The organism is Pseudomonas sp. P4_C8 (genome assembly GCF_056401975.1).
The window spans coordinates 48,035-65,878 of record NZ_JBFUIH010000031.1 but is presented as its reverse complement, the minus strand read 5'-3'; the positions used below and the strand labels follow the sequence as shown (position 1 = coordinate 65,878).

At 55.3% G+C, this 17,844-nt stretch carries 24 protein-coding genes and 1 tRNA gene; 7 read left to right on the top strand and 18 right to left on the bottom strand.

Annotated features, from left to right (window positions below):
- Positions 1 to 23: 23 nt before the first annotated feature.
- Positions 24 to 386 (top strand): hypothetical protein, encoded by a 363-nt coding sequence (locus AC1DWM_RS19875; protein WP_477795925.1) that lies wholly within the window; start codon positions 24 to 26, stop codon positions 384 to 386.
- Here the strand turns inward: AC1DWM_RS19875 and AC1DWM_RS19870 are convergent.
- A complete protein-coding gene (locus tag AC1DWM_RS19870; RefSeq protein ID WP_477795924.1) occupies positions 364 to 1,104 on the bottom strand; it encodes a hypothetical protein in 741 nt (246 codons plus the stop codon). The two genes, AC1DWM_RS19875 and AC1DWM_RS19870, sit on opposite strands and share 23 nt — an antisense overlap.
- A 123-nt stretch (positions 1,105 to 1,227) precedes the next feature.
- On the opposite strand from AC1DWM_RS19870, the gene AC1DWM_RS19865 reads away from it, so the two are divergent.
- Entirely contained in the window at positions 1,228 to 2,097 is an 870-nt protein-coding gene (locus tag AC1DWM_RS19865) for an adenine nucleotide alpha hydrolase family protein (RefSeq protein ID WP_477795923.1), read from the top strand.
- A 32-nt stretch (positions 2,098 to 2,129) separates the two neighbouring features.
- Here AC1DWM_RS19865 and AC1DWM_RS19860 read toward each other — a convergent pair whose 3' ends face one another.
- The 3 genes from AC1DWM_RS19860 to AC1DWM_RS19850 form a co-directional block, all read right to left on the bottom strand.
- The gene (locus tag AC1DWM_RS19860) at positions 2,130 to 2,345 is read right to left on the bottom strand and encodes a hypothetical protein (protein WP_477795922.1); all 216 of its coding nucleotides are present in this window, start codon (positions 2,343 to 2,345) and stop codon (positions 2,130 to 2,132) included.
- A 269-nt stretch (positions 2,346 to 2,614) separates the two neighbouring features.
- Positions 2,615 to 3,520, bottom strand: a complete 906-nt coding sequence (locus tag AC1DWM_RS19855; RefSeq protein ID WP_477795921.1) for an HNH endonuclease — start codon at positions 3,518 to 3,520, stop codon at positions 2,615 to 2,617.
- A gap of 42 nt (positions 3,521 to 3,562) precedes the next feature.
- Positions 3,563 to 3,964: a hypothetical protein gene (locus AC1DWM_RS19850; protein WP_477795920.1), complete on the bottom strand. Its 402-nt coding sequence runs from the start codon at positions 3,962 to 3,964 to the stop codon at positions 3,563 to 3,565.
- Positions 3,965 to 4,136: 172 nt separating this feature from the next.
- Here AC1DWM_RS19850 and AC1DWM_RS19845 point away from each other — a divergent pair, with 172 nt between their 5' ends.
- Positions 4,137 to 4,349, top strand: a complete 213-nt coding sequence (locus tag AC1DWM_RS19845) for a hypothetical protein (protein WP_477795919.1) — start codon at positions 4,137 to 4,139, stop codon at positions 4,347 to 4,349.
- Entirely contained in the window at positions 4,349 to 5,458 is a 1,110-nt protein-coding gene (locus AC1DWM_RS19840; RefSeq protein WP_477795944.1) for a phage integrase Arm DNA-binding domain-containing protein, read from the top strand. The genes AC1DWM_RS19845 and AC1DWM_RS19840 overlap by 1 nt, the downstream gene beginning before the upstream one ends.
- An 89-nt stretch (positions 5,459 to 5,547) precedes the next feature.
- On the opposite strand, the gene AC1DWM_RS19835 is transcribed toward AC1DWM_RS19840, so the two are convergent.
- The 9 genes from AC1DWM_RS19835 to thrS form a co-directional block, all read right to left on the bottom strand.
- Positions 5,548 to 5,624, bottom strand: a tRNA-Pro gene (locus tag AC1DWM_RS19835).
- Positions 5,625 to 5,713: 89 nt separating this feature from the next.
- A complete protein-coding gene (locus tag AC1DWM_RS19830; RefSeq protein ID WP_003179985.1) occupies positions 5,714 to 6,070 on the bottom strand; it encodes a MerR family transcriptional regulator in 357 nt (118 codons plus the stop codon).
- On the bottom strand, positions 6,051 to 6,353 hold the full coding sequence (gene ihfA / locus AC1DWM_RS19825; protein ID WP_002553164.1) for an integration host factor subunit alpha: 303 nt from the start codon (positions 6,351 to 6,353) through the stop codon (positions 6,051 to 6,053). The genes AC1DWM_RS19830 and ihfA overlap by 20 nt, the downstream gene beginning before the upstream one ends.
- A gap of 3 nt (positions 6,354 to 6,356) precedes the next feature.
- Positions 6,357 to 8,738, bottom strand: a complete 2,382-nt coding sequence (pheT, locus tag AC1DWM_RS19820; RefSeq protein WP_223511538.1) for a phenylalanine--tRNA ligase subunit beta — start codon at positions 8,736 to 8,738, stop codon at positions 6,357 to 6,359.
- A gap of 26 nt (positions 8,739 to 8,764) precedes the next feature.
- Entirely contained in the window at positions 8,765 to 9,781 is a 1,017-nt protein-coding gene (gene pheS / locus AC1DWM_RS19815) for a phenylalanine--tRNA ligase subunit alpha (protein ID WP_007905876.1), read from the bottom strand.
- A gap of 109 nt (positions 9,782 to 9,890) precedes the next feature.
- Entirely contained in the window at positions 9,891 to 10,247 is a 357-nt protein-coding gene (gene rplT / locus AC1DWM_RS19810; RefSeq protein ID WP_007905879.1) for a 50S ribosomal protein L20, read from the bottom strand.
- Between the two features lie 28 nt (positions 10,248 to 10,275).
- Positions 10,276 to 10,470: a 50S ribosomal protein L35 gene (gene rpmI / locus AC1DWM_RS19805; RefSeq protein WP_002553160.1), complete on the bottom strand. Its 195-nt coding sequence runs from the start codon at positions 10,468 to 10,470 to the stop codon at positions 10,276 to 10,278.
- Between the two features lie 60 nt (positions 10,471 to 10,530).
- Positions 10,531 to 11,082, bottom strand: a complete 552-nt coding sequence (gene infC, locus AC1DWM_RS19800) for a translation initiation factor IF-3 (protein WP_172435341.1) — start codon at positions 11,080 to 11,082, stop codon at positions 10,531 to 10,533.
- Positions 11,082 to 13,004: a threonine--tRNA ligase gene (thrS, locus tag AC1DWM_RS19795; protein ID WP_223511537.1), complete on the bottom strand. Its 1,923-nt coding sequence runs from the start codon at positions 13,002 to 13,004 to the stop codon at positions 11,082 to 11,084. Before thrS ends, infC begins: the two co-directional genes overlap by 1 nt.
- A gap of 374 nt (positions 13,005 to 13,378) precedes the next feature.
- On the opposite strand from thrS, the gene AC1DWM_RS19790 reads away from it, so the two are divergent.
- Entirely contained in the window at positions 13,379 to 13,681 is a 303-nt protein-coding gene (locus tag AC1DWM_RS19790) for a hypothetical protein (protein ID WP_477795918.1), read from the top strand.
- A 292-nt stretch (positions 13,682 to 13,973) separates the two neighbouring features.
- Complete coding sequence (locus AC1DWM_RS19785; RefSeq protein WP_003179963.1) at positions 13,974 to 14,186, top strand: cold-shock protein; 213 nt, start codon at positions 13,974 to 13,976, stop codon at positions 14,184 to 14,186.
- Between the two features lie 72 nt (positions 14,187 to 14,258).
- On the opposite strand, the gene AC1DWM_RS19780 is transcribed toward AC1DWM_RS19785, so the two are convergent.
- Both AC1DWM_RS19780 and AC1DWM_RS19775 read right to left on the bottom strand, forming a co-directional pair.
- Positions 14,259 to 14,579: an I78 family peptidase inhibitor gene (locus AC1DWM_RS19780; RefSeq protein WP_223511535.1), complete on the bottom strand. Its 321-nt coding sequence runs from the start codon at positions 14,577 to 14,579 to the stop codon at positions 14,259 to 14,261.
- A 162-nt stretch (positions 14,580 to 14,741) separates the two neighbouring features.
- Positions 14,742 to 15,047 carry a hypothetical protein gene (locus AC1DWM_RS19775; RefSeq protein ID WP_477795917.1) on the bottom strand — a complete coding sequence of 102 codons (306 nt, stop codon included), beginning with the start codon at positions 15,045 to 15,047 and terminating at the stop codon, positions 14,742 to 14,744.
- A gap of 132 nt (positions 15,048 to 15,179) precedes the next feature.
- On the opposite strand from AC1DWM_RS19775, the gene AC1DWM_RS19770 reads away from it, so the two are divergent.
- On the top strand, positions 15,180 to 15,392 hold the full coding sequence (locus AC1DWM_RS19770; protein ID WP_477795916.1) for a hypothetical protein: 213 nt from the start codon (positions 15,180 to 15,182) through the stop codon (positions 15,390 to 15,392).
- 31 nt (positions 15,393 to 15,423) lie between these two features.
- Here AC1DWM_RS19770 and AC1DWM_RS19765 read toward each other — a convergent pair whose 3' ends face one another.
- Genes AC1DWM_RS19765 through rbsK form a run of 3 tightly spaced genes read right to left on the bottom strand, consistent with a single transcriptional unit; the run spans position 15,424 to position 17,814 of the window.
- Positions 15,424 to 16,452: a nucleoside hydrolase gene (locus tag AC1DWM_RS19765; RefSeq protein WP_477795915.1), complete on the bottom strand. Its 1,029-nt coding sequence runs from the start codon at positions 16,450 to 16,452 to the stop codon at positions 15,424 to 15,426.
- Positions 16,453 to 16,495: 43 nt separating this feature from the next.
- On the bottom strand, positions 16,496 to 16,900 hold the full coding sequence (gene rbsD / locus AC1DWM_RS19760; RefSeq protein WP_223511530.1) for a D-ribose pyranase: 405 nt from the start codon (positions 16,898 to 16,900) through the stop codon (positions 16,496 to 16,498).
- Entirely contained in the window at positions 16,897 to 17,814 is a 918-nt protein-coding gene (rbsK, locus tag AC1DWM_RS19755; RefSeq protein ID WP_477795914.1) for a ribokinase, read from the bottom strand. The genes rbsD and rbsK overlap by 4 nt, the downstream gene beginning before the upstream one ends.
- Between the last annotated feature and the right edge of the window lie 30 nt (positions 17,815 to 17,844).

Genomic DNA, 17,844 nt, shown 5'->3' with positions numbered 1-17,844 from the left:
CCACGGAATTGAAGAGGCAGGCCATGGCCGAGGAACAGCAGGAGCTGACGGCGGAAGCCATAAAGCAACGCAAGAAGCGCGAGAAGAAAGCGGCGGACGATGCCAAGAAGGGTATCGGGCGCTTCCAGATTGAAGTCGCCGGCGTATTCATGACGGACCTCAAACGTTTGATGAGGGAGCACGGCTTCAACAATCAGCAGGAGGTATATCAGAACCTTTTGCGAAACGTACTCGCCGCCGACTTCGAAACTGCTACTCGAATGCTTCGATGTGTCACGACACCTTACGAGCCTGGCGAAAAGGTGTCGCGATCATTTCATGAGCAGAGCATGGCAGAACTTGCGCGCGATCCAGGTGATGATGTCATTGCACCAGAGGCTTTGTAGAAATCGGTGGCCGAGGCTCCGACCCACTCCCGCCCTTGGTAAAAGAAATTAACGCGTGAGCACCTATCGTGACGAGTACAAAAAGCATAATTGCGCAAACCCAAACAGACCACTTTTTGGTTCTTTTATAAGCTGGCTCCCCGAGCTTTACCTTTTCCCACTCAGCCTTCAGAAGGATCCTAGACGACGCCGTTATCTCATTAGTAGCACTGTGTATTTGTTCTTTATATACAGACCACTTCTGAGAGTCTTCCTCCCGATTTATCTCTGAAATTTTGCCCATGCAAAAGTCGACTTTATTTTCGACCCTTACGAGGTCTGAATCATCAGGCTTGAAATGCAAGCGCACATTGGCGTACGCCTGATCGACTTCTCGCCGCAGAGTACTGGTTGTATCAAAGGACTTATGTAAAATCTCATACTGAAAATCCAGTACACTTTTAAGCATTTCTTTTTCGTATTCGCCGCTAGCACTTGAGGCTTTCCCGGCAGTGGAGTGCAAATTCTTTTGTGCATTCTTGAAATTAACAAGTGCACTCGCATGAGAGTTTATTTTAGCAATCAAATTAGCCAAAGCCGACCGAGCCGATTCAGTCCATGCTTGTCTGAATTCGGTGGTCTTACTTTCCTTGTCGTTTACCAACTTTACAATACTTAAAGCAGCAGTAATAAAACCGGCGAGCGCAGTAAGAAACGCTGTCAACAATAATTTATCCATGACTTCCCTCCCGTATTGAGCACATCCAATGCGGCTCATCAGCGCGCGATTAAACACTTAAAAAGACTAAATTGCCACTATGCCACCACCGGAAACGGAGGGCGGCGCCTGACTGGAGCAAATATGAATCCCTATCTGATCACTGGGCCGGCCCAGATCGGCATAAGTGGTGGTCGCACCAGCGGGCACATGGTCTACAAAATCCTCGAAGCTCATGGCGGCGCGCTTCCGTCGGACGTGCACTTGTTCTTCCAGAACACCGGCAAGGAGCGCAAAGAAACACTGGTCTTCATTGATCAAATCGCCAAGCGCTGGAGCGTCAACATCGTCTGGATGGAATGGTGCCGCGTGTACGGCCAGCCTGATGATGCGCCCTGGTACAAACTGGTCGACTTCGAAACCGCCAGCCGCAACGGCGAGCCGTTCACGATGATGCTTGAGTATTACGCCGCGTACCGTAAGGCCGACAAGAGCCTGCCGCCGGTGTTGCCGAACTTCTCGAACAACATGTGCACCGCGTATCTGAAGGTGAAGATCGGTGAGAAGCACATGCGCTCATTGGGCTACACGGAATGGGATTGCGTTGTCGGTATCCGCTACGACGAGCCGAAGCGTTATCACCGGATGATGGCTGCCAATGATCGCGGCGGCACCCGCTGGGACAACCTCTGCCCTTCCTACACGGCTGGCATCACTAAAGAGGATGTAGCCGAGTTCTGGGCCGCTCAGCCATTTGATCTCGGTATGGATTCAGACTTCGGCAACTGCGACCTGTGCTGGAAGAAGAACGAAGGCAAGCTGATCAGGACCATCATGGAAGACCCATCGCGGGTTATATGGTGGTCAGGCACTGAGGAGCGCTTCGGCCAGGTATTCCGCCAAGATCGAGCCGACTACAAGACGCTTGGCTGGTCTGCCGAGCAGCGCTCCCGGCAAACCGACTTCGATTTCGATTACCTCGCTGAAGACATCGACTGTTTCTGCGGGGACTGACCTTCAACTATTTCGCATAACCCAGAACGAAATCAAAGCTTCTTGAATGTCAGCGTCGTGCTTTGCGGGGGATAGATTGACATGCTGTCTCGTACTTCATAGCTAGCAATTACTTCTCCCGACTCATTTAACTCATCGTAGTAGTCAATATCGGTGTCAYGGCCTTTACGCTGCTCTCGCTTTGAGCTGGTGTGCTTCAGTTCATGTCCATCAGGTATTCCAATCAGCTTGCTATGTTCTTCGCTCATTACTGCTCCTAATTCCGGCCCCATGCCGGGCCGAACACAAATACCCCACTTCAACGAATCACGCCAGCCGGCGAGCTCGGTGCATGGCTGGATAAAACCATGCATGTTCTGTTCTGCAACAACGGAAACGACTCAAATCCGCTGATTCAGCGGACTCATGAAAAAAAAGCTCCAAGACGTCATCTGCCTGTATTCGGATACGGGCTGATTGCCAGCTGAATAGCCCGCACGCAGCTGAGCAAACGCAGGATTAAGAGCTGTCGAGAGCTCTAAAATCCAAACTCAGAGCGGTGTTTCACTAAATATTTTCGGTTACCAAGAGATAACCTAGCAATCCCGGCAAACTGATCAAGACCGAATACCGCTCGGTCGTGCTGACTCAGCCTGCTGCTCACCAACAGGGACCCGTCGTCTGCGAACGAGATGAAACCTCGATCAAACAGTCGATCGACATGGGCAGCCAGAAGGAGGCCATTGTCAGGGTCAAGTCTTGCCACATTGTCCGCTAGGCACCACGCTTCGATATGTGACGCGACAATTAAGTCCGGGTTCTCAATACCCGTGAGAGCACACTTCCCTTGCCAGATGCTTAGAAGCGACACTCGAAATTGCCCCTGGCCAACCCTCGCCTGGACGATCGATTCGCGCGTGGTCTTGTCTACCTTCTTACCAGACGCACCCTTAGTAATCAGCAGGTTGTCAAAATCGGCCAGCTGACCGCTTGCTTCTAGCAAGAAGACGCCAGCACGGACAGGGAGGTGCGCCATGTAGATCTGATTTAAGGTGCCACCCTTGGTGAACAGAGACGGCCTGGTCTGGCTGTCAAATTGATTCATGAACGCTTCGGCTATCTCATCGCGCAGAATCGGCCGTTCCAGTTGTGTAAGATCAATATCGACGCGGCGCCCATTGGCGCTCCCGCTCCAAACATTGAAGGAGCGGTTAGTCGGTCTCTCGGCGTCGAAGGCATCCGCGGTTGCCACCGCGATCGCGTATATCTGTTTGTCTTTACAGCAAAAGATGACGTCGCCCCTTTTCACAGCTCCGACATTGTCCCAATGAACCAAGGTCCTCTTCTTGCCATTGCTCTGTGGGGAGCTAACCGGAGCCCAAAGGAAATTTCCTTCCAAGACTTCCTTGTGGGTACCGCCAACATTTACCCAATAAAATTCCATTTGGCCTCCATGAAGGACCTTCATACACAGCATTATGGAGAATCACTCCGAATCTAAATCTGCCTGAATTCGGGCAGCAATTGATGGTGCCCAGTCCTGACCGGTGACTTGATAAGTCGAACGCTTTTTACTGACAATCCGAATTGAATAACTATCTGATGGCTTTGAGGCAGGCGTTACAAATAACCCTATAACCTCTCCCCAAGTGGCCATACCCGCTGGCGCTTCAGACTTAATAATACCTGCGTCCTTATTTACTTCAACGATCGCCAAACTTGCACTCATAGCATTTACTGAGGACTTCCAAACCTCATTATAAGATTTATTTTTTATCACGATAGTTACACCACTATCGGAAGGCTGAAGCCCATCAACTGTAGAACAAGCAGTCACACTAAAACACAAAGCACCAGCCGCCAGAACCTTGAATACACTTTTAAGCACAAAGACCTCCTTTTTATTGAGAGTGCAACGCCATACTTAAGTAAATTTTCTTATTATTTGAACAAGCCATCTGACTGCTGCAAACGATTCAGATCTTGGCAGAATCCCTGAAAAAGAAAACCCCTCCCCCTTCAAAGTCAGCCGCTATAGCGGCAAGGACAGGTATTGCCCAATGAAAAAAGAATTGATCAAGATCAGCGAGTTTCAGCGACGGCGCTGGGGCGAAGGCGGCACCCCGCAATGCCCGCAAGCTATCCGCAACCACATCCGGAATGGAATGGTGCCGGGAGAGCAGATTGGCAAACTCTGGTACGTTGACTGGACCGCATTCAGCAGGTCGAACGGCAACGACCTGGTGGCGATGGTATTGAAAGGAGCAGCATGATGGTCCCTCGGCCGCGCAATACTGCGAACAAGAACCTCCCGCAGAACCTCTACTTCGATGCGCGGCGCTCGACCTATCGCTACCGTCGGCCTACCGACGGGAAGTGGTTCCAGTTTGGGACCGACCGCATTAAAGCGATCGATGCTGCGAAGCAGTTGAACCTGGAGTTTATGCGCGGCGCTGACTTGGTCGGCGCCGTGTTGAACGCCTCAGAAACGTTCGCCGGCTTCCTCGACACCTACGAGCGCGACGTCTTGCCACCACGTGAATTGGCCAAGGGCACTTTGGGGTTGTACGCCGTGCACTTCCGACGCTTTCGCAAGCAGTTCGAGGGCAAGTCCGTGGACCAGATAACGATCCGCATGATTGCAGGAATGCTGGACGTGCTAACCCCACGCACTGCAAACCAGTGCAGGGCACTCCTGATCGATATTTTCAACCATGCCGCGGCCAAGGGGCTGTGCCCGGACAATCCTGCGGCGAGCACAATCAATCGCATCGAGAAGAAGCAGCGCAAGCGTCACACCGTGGATGGCCTGAAGGCCATCAGGAAAAAAGCGCCGGCCTGGCTGCAGAACGCGATCGACCTCGCCCTGATTACTGCCCAGCGCCGCACCGACATCCTAGATATGCGCTTTGACGGTGTTCGGGAGGGATTCCTCTATCTGGTGCAAAAGAAGACGGCGAAGGCCAGTGATGCGGCGTGGATTCGCTTTCGAGTGACACCCGAGTTGCAAGCGGTCATCAGTCGCTGCCGTGACGACACCGCGTCGCCGTACCTGGTGCATCGAAAACCAGAGCGCCGGAAACAGAAACAGGCGCAGACAAAGGACCACTGGACAAAAGTTGAGGAACGGTATTTGACGCGTGCATTCAAGGAAGCCAGGGAGGCGGCGAACTGCTACGCGGGATGGAAGGAAGAAGAGATGCCGGGCTTCCACGAAGTGCGAGCCCTGTCGCTGCACCTGTATAAGAAAGCCGGAAAGGACGGGCAGAAAATCGCCGGTCATGCGAGCGAGGGCATGACCAAAAACTACCAACGCGACCACGAGGAAATCATCTGGTCCGAGGCCATTCCGGACCTGAATATCAGCGAAATCACCGGGTAGTTTTGCGCCAGTTTTGCGCGGGTTTTGCGCAGACACAAAAAAGCCGATCTAGCTGATCGGCTTAAGTGCCTGATTTTATTCAGGAATAATGGTCGGGACGGAGTGATTCGAACACTCGACCCCTAGCACCCCATGCTAGTGCGCTACCGGACTGCGCTACGCCCCGACTAGGCGTGAAACTCGTCCCTCACCTCGAGGAACGCTCAAGAATATATCCCAAGCTTTTGAAAACTGGAAGTATTCAAACGCAGTAAATTATTTCTTGAGAACCACCAACACATCTTCCAGCTCAGCAATCATCTGCCGAATCATCTGTTTGTATTGGGTGGTGTCGTCTTTGGCTTCATCGCCGGACAAGCGCAAGCGCGCGCCGCCGATGGTGAATCCTTGATCGTAAAGCAACGCGCGAATCTGCCGGATCATCAGTACGTCTTGTCGCTGATAATACCGGCGGTTTCCGCGGCGTTTGACGGGGTTGAGTTGAGGAAACTCCTGTTCCCAATAGCGCAGCACGTGCGGTTTTACCGCACACAGCTCGCTGACTTCACCGATGGTGAAATAGCGTTTGCCTGGGATGACGGGGAGCTCGTCGTTATGACTTGGTTCCAGCATAAGCCTCAACTCGGGCCTTCAACTTCTGCCCTGGACGAAAGGTGACCACACGGCGAGCCGTGATCGGGATTTCTTCCCCCGTTTTCGGATTGCGGCCAGGCCGCTGGCGTTTGTCCCGAAGGTCGAAATTGCCGAAACCGGACAATTTGACTTGTTCGTTGTCTTCAAGAGCGTGCCTGATTTCTTCAAAAAACAGTTCGACCAATTCCTTGGCCTCCCGTTTATTCAGGCCCAGCTCTTCATACAGACGTTCCGCCATCTCAGCTTTCGTCAGAGCCCCCATACGTCACTTCCTTAACGTGGCGTTCAACCTTTGTTCGAGCGAGGTGAGGATGTTTTGCGTCGTGGTATTCACCTCATCGTCATTAAGAGTGCGCGATGGATGCTGCCAGGTCAAGCCGACGGCAAGGCTTTTTCTATCAGGATCAATGCCTTTACCCTGATACACGTCAAATAGCCTGAGGTCCGTCAGCCATTCCCCTGCATTTTCACGGATTACGTCCAGTACGGCACTGGCGGCGACGTCTTTTTCAGCGATCAGTGCAAGGTCACGACGCACTTCAGGAAAGCGCGATAACTCCTGGAATTTAGGCATTTTGCCCAACGCCACTTCTGCCAGAACCAGCTCGAAAACGAAGACCGGACGGTCGAGACCGAGGGTTTTCGACAATTCAGGGTGGATGGCGCCGACGAAACCTACCAGACGGCCTTCACGTTCGATGCGCGCGGTCTGACCCGGGTGCAGCGCTGGGTGTTTGCCCGGCACGAAAGTGAACGAGTCCAGCGCACCAGCGAAGCCCAGCACCGCTTCCACGTCAGCCTTGACGTCGAAGAAATCCACGACATCGCGCCCCTGCGCCCAACCTTCCGGCAGACGGCTGCCGCACACAACACCAGCCAACATCGGCTCTTGCTTCAGACCTTCGAGTTGGCCAACGAAGCGTAGACCGCTTTCGAACAGTCGGACACGATCCTGTTGACGGTTCAGGTTGTGCTGGAGCGCCTTGACCAGACCTGGCCACAAGGACGAACGCATGGCAGCCATGTCGTTGGAAATCGGGTTGGCCAGCAGCAGCGGTTCCACACCCGGATTAAACAGTTCGAATTGTTTCGGATCGATGAAGCTGTAGGTGATCGCTTCCTGATAACCACGGGCGACCAGCAAACGACGCAGCTCAGGCAGATCGCTACGCGCTTCAGCCTTGGCTTGCGGCGCCAGACGAGCTTGCGGATAACGAACCGGAAGACGGTTGTAGCCGTACAGACGGGCCAGCTCTTCGATCAAATCGACTTCCAGACTGATGTCGAAGCGATGGCTTGGCACTTCTACACGCCACTGCCCTGCCCCCTCGGCGGAAACGGTCAGGCCCAAAGCATTGAGCAGACGCTCAACTTCGGCCGAATCCATTTCCATGCCCAGCATCTGGGTGATGCGTTGCGCACGCAGAGTGACCGGCGCGATTTTCGGCAGGTGTTGCTCGCTGACGGTTTCGATGATCGGGCCGGCTTCGCCGCCAGTGATGTCCAGCAGCAGGCCAGTGGCGCGCTCCATGGCTTCACGGGCCAACTGCCAGTCCACGCCGCGCTCATAGCGGTGCGAGGCATCGGTGTGCAGGCCATAGGAACGAGCCTTGCCAGCGACTGCGATCTGATCGAAGAACGCACTTTCAAGGAAAATATCGCGAGTGGTCGCGGTGTTCACGCCACTGTGCTCGCCGCCCATGACGCCGGCGATAGCCAGAGCGCGGGTGTGGTCGGCGATCACCAGGGTATCGCTACGCAGGGTCACTTCCTGACCGTCGAGCAGTACCAGCTTCTCGCCTTCTTCAGCCATGCGTACGCGGATGCCGCCATTGATTTCGGCGAGATCGAACGCGTGTAGCGGTTGACCCAGCTCCAGCATCACGTAGTTGGTGATGTCGACTGCCGCATCGATGCTGCGCACCTCGGAACGACGCAGACGCTCAACCATCCACAGTGGTGTTGGCTTGGACAGGTCAACGTTACGGATCACACGCCCCAGATAACGCGGGCAGGCGGCCGGTGCCAGCACTTCAACCGAACGCACTTCATCGTGCACGGCTGGAACGGTCGCAACGACCGGGCGGGTGACGGCGGCGGCGTACAGCGCGCCGACTTCTCGAGCCAGACCGGCCAGGGACAGGCAGTCACCGCGGTTCGGGGTCAGGTCGACCTCGATGCTGGCGTCGTCCAGGTTCAGGTACTCACGAATGTCCTGACCGACCGGCGCATCGACCGGCAATTCCATCAGGCCATCGTTGCCTTCGCCCACTTGCAGTTCGGCTTGTGAGCACAGCATGCCGTTGGACTCAACGCCACGCAGCTTGGCTTTCTTGATTTTGAAATCGCCCGGCAGTTCGGCATCGATCATAGCGAACGGGATCTTCAAGCCCGGGCGCACGTTTGGCGCGCCACAGACTACCTGGAAGGTCTCCGAGCCATTGCTGACCTGGCAAACACGCAGCTTGTCAGCGTCCGGGTGCTGCTCGGTGCTCAGCACCTCGCCCACGACCACGCCACTGAAAACACCGGCGGCCGGCGTTACGCTATCGACCTCAAGACCGGCCATCGACAGACGAGCAACCAGCTCGTCGCGACTTACCTGCGGGCTTACCCAACCACGCAGCCATTGTTCACTGAATTTCATCCTGCTCTCCTAAGAATTCGTTACGGCTAGCGAAATTGCGCGAGGAACCGCAAGTCGTTGTCGAAGAACAGACGCAAGTCGTTCACGCCGTAACGCAGCATGGCCAGACGCTCAACACCCATGCCAAAGGCAAAGCCCGAAAACTCTTCCGGGTCGATCCCGGACATGCGCAACACGTTCGGGTGAACCATGCCGCAGCCCATCACTTCCAGCCAGCCAGTCTGTTTGCAGACGCGGCAGCCTTTACCGCTGCACATCACGCATTCCATGTCGACTTCGGCGGATGGCTCGGTGAACGGGAAGTACGAAGGACGGAAACGCACGGCCAGTTCTTTTTCGAAGAACACGCGCAGGAACTCTTCGATGGTCCCTTTCAGGTCGGCGAAGTTGATATCGCGATCGACCAGCAGGCCTTCAACCTGGTGGAACATCGGCGAGTGAGTGATATCGGAGTCGCTACGGTACACACGGCCTGGGCAGACGATGCGGATCGGCGGTTGTTTCGATTCCATGGTGCGGACCTGTACCGGCGAGGTATGGGTGCGCAGCAACATGTTGGCATTGAAATAGAAGGTGTCATGCATCGACCGGGCCGGGTGGTGGCCTGGGATGTTGAGCGCTTCGAAGTTGTGATAGTCGTCTTCGACCTCAGGGCCTTCGGCGATGCCGTAGCCGATGTGGGTGAAGAACTGTTCGATACGTTCCAGAGTGCGGGTAACCGGATGCAGACCACCCGAGGTCTGACCGCGGCCAGGCAGGGTCACGTCAATCGACTCGGCAGACAGTTTGGCGGCCAGGTCGGCCTCTTCAAACAGTGCCTTGCGAGCGTTGAGAACCTCTGTGACACGCTCCTTGGCAACGTTGATCAGGGCGCCGACTTGCGGACGCTCTTCTGCCGGCAAATTCCCCAGGGTCTTCATCACCTGAGTCAATTCACCTTTTTTGCCAAGGTAGTGAACCCGGATTTGCTCCAGGGCATTGATATCTTCAGCGCTTTGCACAGCCTCTAGTGCTTGAGAGACGAGCGCATCCAGGTTTTCCATGTACAGACTCCAGATACAAAATAGGGGAAGAGCTTGAAGGCTCTTCCCCTATTTATGACGTTTAACACCTGACCCCACAGAGGTGAGGCCGGGTGACTGTCGGGGGTACTTAAGCCAAGGTGGCTTTAGCTTTCTCGACAATCGCAGCAAACGCCGCTTTTTCGTTCACTGCCAGATCAGCCAGAACCTTACGGTCGATCTCGATGGACGCTTTTTTCAGGCCGGCGATGAAACGGCTGTAGGACAGACCGTTGATACGTGCACCAGCGTTGATACGAGCGATCCACAGAGCGCGGAACTGACGTTTTTTCTGACGACGGTCACGGTAGGCGTATTGGCCTGCCTTGATTACCGCTTGCTTGGCAACACGGAATACGCGCGAGCGAGCGCCGTAGTAGCCTTTAGCAAGTTTCAGAATTTTTTTGTGACGTTTACGGGCAATGACGCCACGCTTTACACGAGCCATGAGTTACTTCCTCTATTCTTGACTAAAATTAACGAAGGCGCAGCATGCGCTCGACTTTTGCCACGTCAGACGGATGCAGCAAGCTGCTACCGCGCAGTTGACGCTTACGCTTGGTCGACATTTTAGTCAGGATGTGGCTCTTGAAAGCGTGCTTGTGCTTGATACCGTTAGCAGTTTTCAGAAACCGCTTAGCAGCACCACTTTTCGTTTTCATTTTTGGCATGTTCGGATACTCCGCATTCAGTTGATAAACATAATCAGAAGGCCTGCCGTGCCCTGTTGATTACTTCTTCTTTTTCGGGGCGATGACCATGATCAGCTGGCGTCCTTCCATCTTAGGATGCTGTTCGACCGAACCGTACTCGAGCAAGTCACCTTCAACTCGCTTGAGGAGTTCCATCCCCAGCTCCTGGTGGGCCATCTCACGGCCGCGGAATCGCAAGGATACCTTGGCCCTGTCCCCATCACTCAGGAAACGTACCAGGTTGCGCAGTTTTACCTGGTAATCCCCTTCCTCCGTCCCTGGACGAAACTTGATTTCTTTAACCTGAATTTGCTTCTGGTTTTTCTTGGCCGCAGCAATCTGCTTCTTCTTCTCGAAGATCGACTTGCCGTAGTCCATCAGCTTGCAAACAGGGGGTACTGCATCGGCGGAAATTTCCACCAGATCCAGTTTGGCCTCTTCAGCCTTAAGAAGCGCGTCTTCAATTGACACAATCCCAAGCTGCTCACCCTCAGCCCCAATTAACCGAACCTCGCGTGCCGAGATATTCTCGTTGATCGGGGCTTTCGGTGCAGCTCGTTTATCTTGTCTCATTTCACGCTTAATAATAATTACTCCGAATCTGGGCGACCACGCCGGGAAACCGCTTGCGCGAGAAACTCAGCGAACTGGGCGACGGGCATCGAGCCCAGGTCAGCACCTTCACGAGTACGCACAGCGACAGTCTGCATCTCGACTTCCCGATCTCCAATAACCAAGAGATAGGGAACCTTGAGCAAAGTATGCTCGCGGATTTTAAAGCCGATCTTTTCATTTCTCAAGTCAGACTTGGCACGAAATCCGCTTTCGTTGAGAGTTTTTTCAACCTCGGCGGCAAAATCAGCCTGTTTATCAGTGATATTCATGATCACTGCCTGAGTCGGAGCCAACCACGCAGGGAATGCACCCTCGTAGTGCTCGATCAGAATTCCGACGAAACGTTCGAAGGAGCCCAGGATCGCCCGATGCAACATTACCGGGTGCTTGCGACTGTTGTCTTCGGAGACGTATTCAGCTCCCAGACGGACAGGCAGGTTAAAATCGAGCTGAAGGGTACCACACTGCCAGACACGGCCAAGGCAATCTTTCAGCGAGAACTCGATCTTCGGACCGTAGAAAGCACCTTCGCCCGGCTGCAGATCATACGGCAGGCCAGCGCTATCAAGGGCTGCAGCCAATGCCGCTTCGGCGCGATCCCACAGCTCGTCGGAACCAACGCGTTTTTCCGGACGAGTGGACAGCTTCATCTCGACGTCTTTAAAGCCGAAGTCGGCATAAACGTCCATGGTCAGCTTGATGAATGCAGCGGATTCGGCCTGCATCTGCTCTTCAGTACAGAAGATGTGGGCGTCGTCCTGAGTGAACGCACGCACGCGCATGATGCCGTGCAACGCACCCGATGGCTCGTTACGGTGGCAAGCACCGAATTCAGCCAGACGCATCGGCAACTCGCGGTAGCTTTTCAGGCCTTGATTGAACACTTGCACGTGGCAAGGGCAGTTCATCGGCTTGATGGCGTAGTCGCGGTTTTCCGACTGAGTGGTAAACATGTTGTCGGCGTAGTTGGCCCAGTGCCCGGATTTCTCCCACAGGCTGCGGTCAACGACTTGTGGAGTCTTGATCTCCAGGTAGCCGTTGTCGCGCTGTACCTTGCGCATGTACTGCTCGAGCACCTGGTACAGAGTCCAGCCGTTCGGGTGCCAGAACACCATGCCCGGCGACTCTTCCTGGGTGTGGAACAGGCCCAGGCGCTTGCCGATCTTGCGATGATCGCGCTTTTCAGCTTCTTCGATGCGCTGGATGTAAGCCGCCAGCTGCTTCTTGTCTGCCCAAGCGGTGCCGTAAACGCGCTGCAATTGCTCGTTTTTGGCGTCGCCACGCCAGTAGGCACCGGACAACTTGGTCAGTTTGAAGGATTTCAGGAAACGCGTGTTCGGCACGTGCGGGCCGCGGCACATGTCGACGTATTCTTCGTGATAGTACAGGCCCATGGCCTGTTCGTTCGGCATGTCCTCGACCAGGCGCAGCTTGTAGTCTTCGCCACGGGCCTTGAACACTTCGATCACTTCGGCGCGCGGAGTGACTTTCTTGATCACGTCGTAATCTTTTTCGATCAGCTGCTGCATGCGCTGTTCGATGGCGGCCAGGTCGTCCGGAGTGAAAGGACGTTCGAAGGCGATGTCGTAATAGAAGCCTTCGTCAATGACCGGCCCTATCACCATTTTGGCGGTCGGGTACAACTGTTTGACCGCGTGGCCAACCAAGTGGGCGCAAGAGTGGCGAATGATCTCCAGCCCCTCTTCATCCTTTGGCGTAATGATTTGCAGCGTGGAATCGCTGTCGATGCTGTCGCTGGCGTCTACCAGCTTGCCATTGACCTTGCCGGCCACGGTGGCTTTGGCCAGACCCGCACCAATGGATGCGGCGACCTCGGCTACGGAAACCGGGTGATCGAATGAACGTTGACTGCCGTCGGGAAGAGTAATAGTTGGCATGGCGCCTCCTCTCCTAGTGGTGACCCCTACCAAAGGTCACGTGGGTTGGGATGAGCCAGTACAAGATCCGATCCAGGCCATTCAATGACGAACGCCTGCCTTACAGCGGCAGGAGCCTTGCGGCCAACCGGAAAACCGAACCAGAGTGACTGGGATTCAAATCAGGGTTATTCGCGCAGTTGCCGCCACCGGGACTGAAGGTCATCCGGAGCTTGCAAACGCCCGAGCGAGGCATGCTAGCACAGATGAACGGTCGTCGACGCAAGCAGGCTTTGTGCGGGGGCAAATCGGGCATTTTTATGCCAGAGTGCTGAACTTGAACACCGCTTTGCACCTCAGATAACACGTCATTGACCCAAAAGGAGCATCCCAGCATGCGTCTGAACCGTTTATTCGCCGTAGTCGCCCCCATCGTTCTGCTGCTGCCATTGGCCGCCCATGCCGACTGGCCAAAGGGCGAGCGCGAGAAATACATGGCGCAGTGCGTCCCTGCGGCGGCACACAAGATCGGTGATGCGAAGGCAAAAGCCGTCTGTGGTTGCGGCGCCGACCAGCTCAAATCGTATCCAGCCAAAGACCTCCAGGCATTGATGGACGGCAAAGCCAGTCAAGAGTTGGGAAATCAGGCGATGCAGAAAATCGCCACTTGCAGGGTCGATACCGGCGCGAAAAAATAAGCTTCACGCATTCATTTTTTCACCTGCAATGACCGAAAAAACTGCCCGAATGTCGCTTTGTCAGACATTTTTTGAAGGTTTTACAGCTTTTTTTATCGTCTTTACTTTCGGCTGAAAGCCTTTAAAATCGGGGCTTTCAGCCACTTTAAGCACCAAAGAACGCTCGACAGCGAGGCAAACAGCACGTCCGGGGGGCTCCCAAAGCGAACATTTCGACTATGATACTCCGGTGTGCCCAGTTGGCCTGAGCAGCACAGCACTACTGAAAATATATGTTTCTTGGAGATACACCATGTCTAATCGCCAAACCGGCACCGTTAAATGGTTCAACGATGAAAAAGGCTTCGGCTTCATCACTCCTCAAGGTGGCGGTGACGACCTGTTCGTACACTTCAAAGCTATCGAAAGCGACGGTTTCAAAAGCCTGAAAGAAGGCCAGACCGTTTCCTTCGTGGCTGAGAAAGGCCAAAAGGGTATGCAAGCTGCACAAGTTCGCCCAGAGTAAGTTTCTGGCGCACTAAGAAAACCCCGTCCATGTGACGGGGTTTTTTATGGGTGAAACAAAAGCCTTGCGCGTTCAGCCGCAGTTGACGCGAGTGACCACCCGATTGGCATCGGTGTGCAGGTTCAAGCGATCAGAGCGGTATTCCAGCGTCACCATGTCATTGGGCGACAGGAACCGTGCATTCTGTGCGCCTGCGCGAGTGCGCGCCTGCTCCAGCAGTTCGGGCGAAGCCGCTTTGCCGAGGGTGAATTCGGCAGCCTTTGCCTCACAGCGGCTATGTCCCGTGTCAGTCGTCGCTACAGGGTCTGTTGTCGACTCGGATGACGTACTGCTGCAACCTGCCAGCAGAGTGACGGCGAACAAAGTACCCAATGACGCGAGCTTCCAAGGCATGAAGCCTCCTTTGTAAATAATTGAGCTGAGATCGTGCGACCGCGATGACGGCGACAGGTTTCAAGGCAAATGCCATCCTTACCTTGATCCGGACAAGTGCCAAGTTTGCCTGAGCATCGCCCCGCCCTTCATCACTCAATCGTGACTGAATATGAACAGCGCTCAATAAACGTCGATGTAGTCGTATGGTGGGTTCGGCCAGTTCTCTTTCAGCGCATTGAAAATCTGCATGACCCAGACTTCGTCACTGGCTGCGACCAATCCTACATAGCCCGAGCCTTTGGCCCACGTCTCTAGCCGAAATCGCAGCCCGCCGATGTCAGTACCGCCGACGACTCCTGAAGAAATGTAGGCGATACCGTTTTGGGTGACCCGCAGTTGAGTGTGTTCATCGTCACTGGCGGACGCCAACAGCTGGCGCACAGCCTCAAGGGTCAAACCGTCAGGAGTGTTCAAATCGATCTGCACAGCGCGGTCCTTGAAAATTCGTCAAAGACCAAGTGTCGCATAGCCCTCCCCCCATGCCTAAGTCGGAGTGCTAAACGCCGCGCAAAATGGTTAACTCGACACCCAGACCTCCCCTACTTCACGAGCGCCATCATGACCACTGTAAGTATCGACGCCGACATCAAAGCCAAGTGGCAAGACGGGCACAGTTCTTACAGCCCAGGCAGCACGGAAGAGCTTGCCATTATCAGTATCGATCTATTGGTCAGGGACATTGGAGCCGAGGCCGCCCAGGACTTCATCGAGCAGATTTTTGAAAAACACCTGGCGGACCAAAAGACCGTAGCGGAGGCACGACAGGCGTAAAACCCGCAGGTTGGCACCTGCTGCGGGCGGCTTACTTCAGCCGAGCCAGTCGCTGAGTCAGCAAGTCGAAGAAGCCCTGAGCATCGCCACTTTCAACCCAGAAAGCATTCTTCGGTGCTTTCAGGCCGTCATGCCAGTCGACAATGGTTTGACCAAAGGTCGGGCCTTCGCGGCTATCAACGACCACGTTGACCGAGCGACCGGTAAAGAGCTCAGGCTTGAGCAGGTAGGCAATGACGGTTGCGTCATGCACCGGGCCACCCGAAAGACCGTAGTGCTCCATATCGCCTTTGACGTATTCGTTGAGAATACCGCCCACCAGCTTGCTGGCATTGTTGTTCAGCGCGGCGATCTGTTTCAGACGAGCTTCGCTGGTGAGGATCTTGTGGGTCACGTCCAGCGGCAGATAGGTCAGCTTCACACCACTTTTCAACACAACTTCAGCGGCCTGTGGATCGGCGAACAGATTGAACTCCGCCACCGGCGTAATGTTGCCACCGTTGAAATGCGCGCCGCCCATGACCACCACTTCCTTGATGCCCTGAACAATCTCCGGCTCCTGGATCAGCGCCAGGGCCAGATTGGTCTGTGGACCGAGTATGGCGATAGTGATGCTGTGGGGTTTGGCGGTTTTTAAGGTATCGATCAGGTAATTGACCGCATTGCCTTCAGCCAGCCCCTTCTTTGGCTCGTGCACGGTGACGCCCGACAGACCTTCCTTGCCATGAATGTCCTCCGCATAGATCGGCGTGCGCATCAGCGGTTTCGGTGCACCGGCGTAAACCGGCACGTCTTCGCGCCCCGCCCACTCACGGGCCAGCCGTGCGTTACGCGACGTCTTGTCCAGACGCACATTGCCCGCCACGGTGGTCAGCGCACGAATATTCAGCTCTTGCGGCGAAGCCAGCGCGAACAGCAAGGCGACCACATCGTCGGCACCCGGATCGGTGTCGATGATCAAGTCGATCTGTTCCGCCGCCTGGGCGCTCGTTGCAGTAATCAGGGACACAAGCAGCAGACTCCAAAGCAGGTGATGCAGTTTCTGAGCATAGCGGTACATATCGCACTCCTTGTGCGTGGGGGAACCGAATGTGTTCAGTGCGCTAGAACGTCACCCCCGACACCAGCACGATGTTGCAGTACGGCGCGCATTCGCCGGTACGAACAATCGCCCGCGCCTGTCGGCTGAGTACCTTGAACTGGTCATGGCTAAGCCATTCGCGCGAACCTAGAACGCCATCGACGTTCAGTTCGTCCAGAACGCTCATTGCCGGCGGCTGCTTGTCCAGAATCTCTTGGGCCAAAACATGGCTTTCGACCTGCATTTCGCTGAGCACAACCTTCAAGGTACTGATGAAGTCCGGAATACCTTGGGTCAGCGCCAGATCGATCAACTCGACGCCTGGCGGCACCGGCAGACCGGCATCGCCGATGACGACCATGTCGCCGTGACCCAGCGAGGCAATCAGCCGCGACAACGCGACATTGAGCAGCGGTGTTTTTTTCATGGTGCTTTAAACGCCTGTACGTCGGACAAGGTGGGAATCGAGGGTTGCGCGCCAGCCCGGGTAACCGACAGTGCCGCGGCTACCTGGCCGAATCGAATCGCTTCGGCTTCGCTGCTCCCGGAGGCCAATGCGGCAGCAAAACCACCCACGAAGGTATCCCCGGCGGCCGTGGTATCGACGGCTTTGACCCTCGGTGCCGGGAAATGCTCCAGGCGTGTGCCATCGGCAAACAGCGAACCTTCGGCACCCAAGGTGATAATCACTTTGCCCGCGCCCATCGCGATCAGTCGGGTCGCGGCGGTTTCTGCCGATTCCAGGGAATCCACCGGCAAACCTGTCAGGGCAGAGGCTTCACTCTCGTTGGGGATCAGGTAATCGATGGCGGCAAACCAGTCCGCCGGTAATGGGCGACTGGCGGGTGCCGGGTTGAGAATGACGGTCTTGCCCAGTTCACGACCTCGTTTGAGGGCATGGCCAACCGTAGCGTCCGGCACCTCCAGCTGACAGATGATCACATCTGCCGCCTGCAATACGGCATCGAAACGGTCGATGACTTGCGGCGTCAGCGCACCGTTGGCACCCGCGACGATGACGATGGCGTTCTGACTGTTGTCATCGACCACGATCAACGCCACGCCACTGGAGTCATCAACGGCGCTGACTGCCTGACAATCGATCTGTTCGGCCAACAGCGCCCCGCGCAATTGCGCGCCATAAGCATCGCTGCCCACACAACCGACCATCGACACATCGGCACCCAATCGGGCCGCCGCGACAGCCTGATTGGCCCCCTTACCACCGGAAACCGTGGCAAACGACTGACCGATCAGCGTTTCACCGCCTCGCGGCAACCTTGGAGCCCGGGTTACCAGGTCCATGTTCAGACTGCCTATCACCACTACTTTTGCTGGCATACATCGCTACTCATCAATTCTGTTTCTGCG

Excerpts from the sequence above, each read along its gene's own strand:
- AC1DWM_RS19875 (WP_477795925.1), top strand. The coding sequence starts at position 24 with ATGGCCGAGGAACAGCAGGAGCTGACGGCGGAAGCCATAAAGCAACGC.
- AC1DWM_RS19870 (WP_477795924.1), bottom strand. The coding sequence starts at position 1,104 with ATGGATAAATTATTGTTGACAGCGTTTCTTACTGCGCTCGCCGGTTTT.
- AC1DWM_RS19865 (WP_477795923.1), top strand. The coding sequence starts at position 1,228 with ATGAATCCCTATCTGATCACTGGGCCGGCCCAGATCGGCATAAGTGGT.
- AC1DWM_RS19855 (WP_477795921.1), bottom strand. The coding sequence starts at position 3,520 with ATGGAATTTTATTGGGTAAATGTTGGCGGTACCCACAAGGAAGTCTTG.
- AC1DWM_RS19845 (WP_477795919.1), top strand. The coding sequence starts at position 4,137 with ATGAAAAAAGAATTGATCAAGATCAGCGAGTTTCAGCGACGGCGCTGG.
- AC1DWM_RS19840 (WP_477795944.1), top strand. The coding sequence starts at position 4,349 with ATGGTCCCTCGGCCGCGCAATACTGCGAACAAGAACCTCCCGCAGAAC.
- AC1DWM_RS19830 (WP_003179985.1), bottom strand. The coding sequence starts at position 6,070 with ATGCTGGAACCAAGTCATAACGACGAGCTCCCCGTCATCCCAGGCAAA.
- ihfA (WP_002553164.1), bottom strand. The coding sequence starts at position 6,353 with ATGGGGGCTCTGACGAAAGCTGAGATGGCGGAACGTCTGTATGAAGAG.
- pheT (WP_223511538.1), bottom strand. The coding sequence starts at position 8,738 with ATGAAATTCAGTGAACAATGGCTGCGTGGTTGGGTAAGCCCGCAGGTA.
- pheS (WP_007905876.1), bottom strand. The coding sequence starts at position 9,781 with ATGGAAAACCTGGATGCGCTCGTCTCTCAAGCACTAGAGGCTGTGCAA.
- rplT (WP_007905879.1), bottom strand. The coding sequence starts at position 10,247 with ATGGCTCGTGTAAAGCGTGGCGTCATTGCCCGTAAACGTCACAAAAAA.
- rpmI (WP_002553160.1), bottom strand. The coding sequence starts at position 10,470 with ATGCCAAAAATGAAAACGAAAAGTGGTGCTGCTAAGCGGTTTCTGAAA.
- thrS (WP_223511537.1), bottom strand. The coding sequence starts at position 13,004 with ATGCCAACTATTACTCTTCCCGACGGCAGTCAACGTTCATTCGATCAC.
- AC1DWM_RS19790 (WP_477795918.1), top strand. The coding sequence starts at position 13,379 with ATGCGTCTGAACCGTTTATTCGCCGTAGTCGCCCCCATCGTTCTGCTG.
- AC1DWM_RS19785 (WP_003179963.1), top strand. The coding sequence starts at position 13,974 with ATGTCTAATCGCCAAACCGGCACCGTTAAATGGTTCAACGATGAAAAA.
- AC1DWM_RS19780 (WP_223511535.1), bottom strand. The coding sequence starts at position 14,579 with ATGCCTTGGAAGCTCGCGTCATTGGGTACTTTGTTCGCCGTCACTCTG.
- AC1DWM_RS19770 (WP_477795916.1), top strand. The coding sequence starts at position 15,180 with ATGACCACTGTAAGTATCGACGCCGACATCAAAGCCAAGTGGCAAGAC.
- AC1DWM_RS19765 (WP_477795915.1), bottom strand. The coding sequence starts at position 16,452 with ATGTACCGCTATGCTCAGAAACTGCATCACCTGCTTTGGAGTCTGCTG.
- rbsD (WP_223511530.1), bottom strand. The coding sequence starts at position 16,900 with ATGAAAAAAACACCGCTGCTCAATGTCGCGTTGTCGCGGCTGATTGCC.
- rbsK (WP_477795914.1), bottom strand. The coding sequence starts at position 17,814 with ATGCCAGCAAAAGTAGTGGTGATAGGCAGTCTGAACATGGACCTGGTA.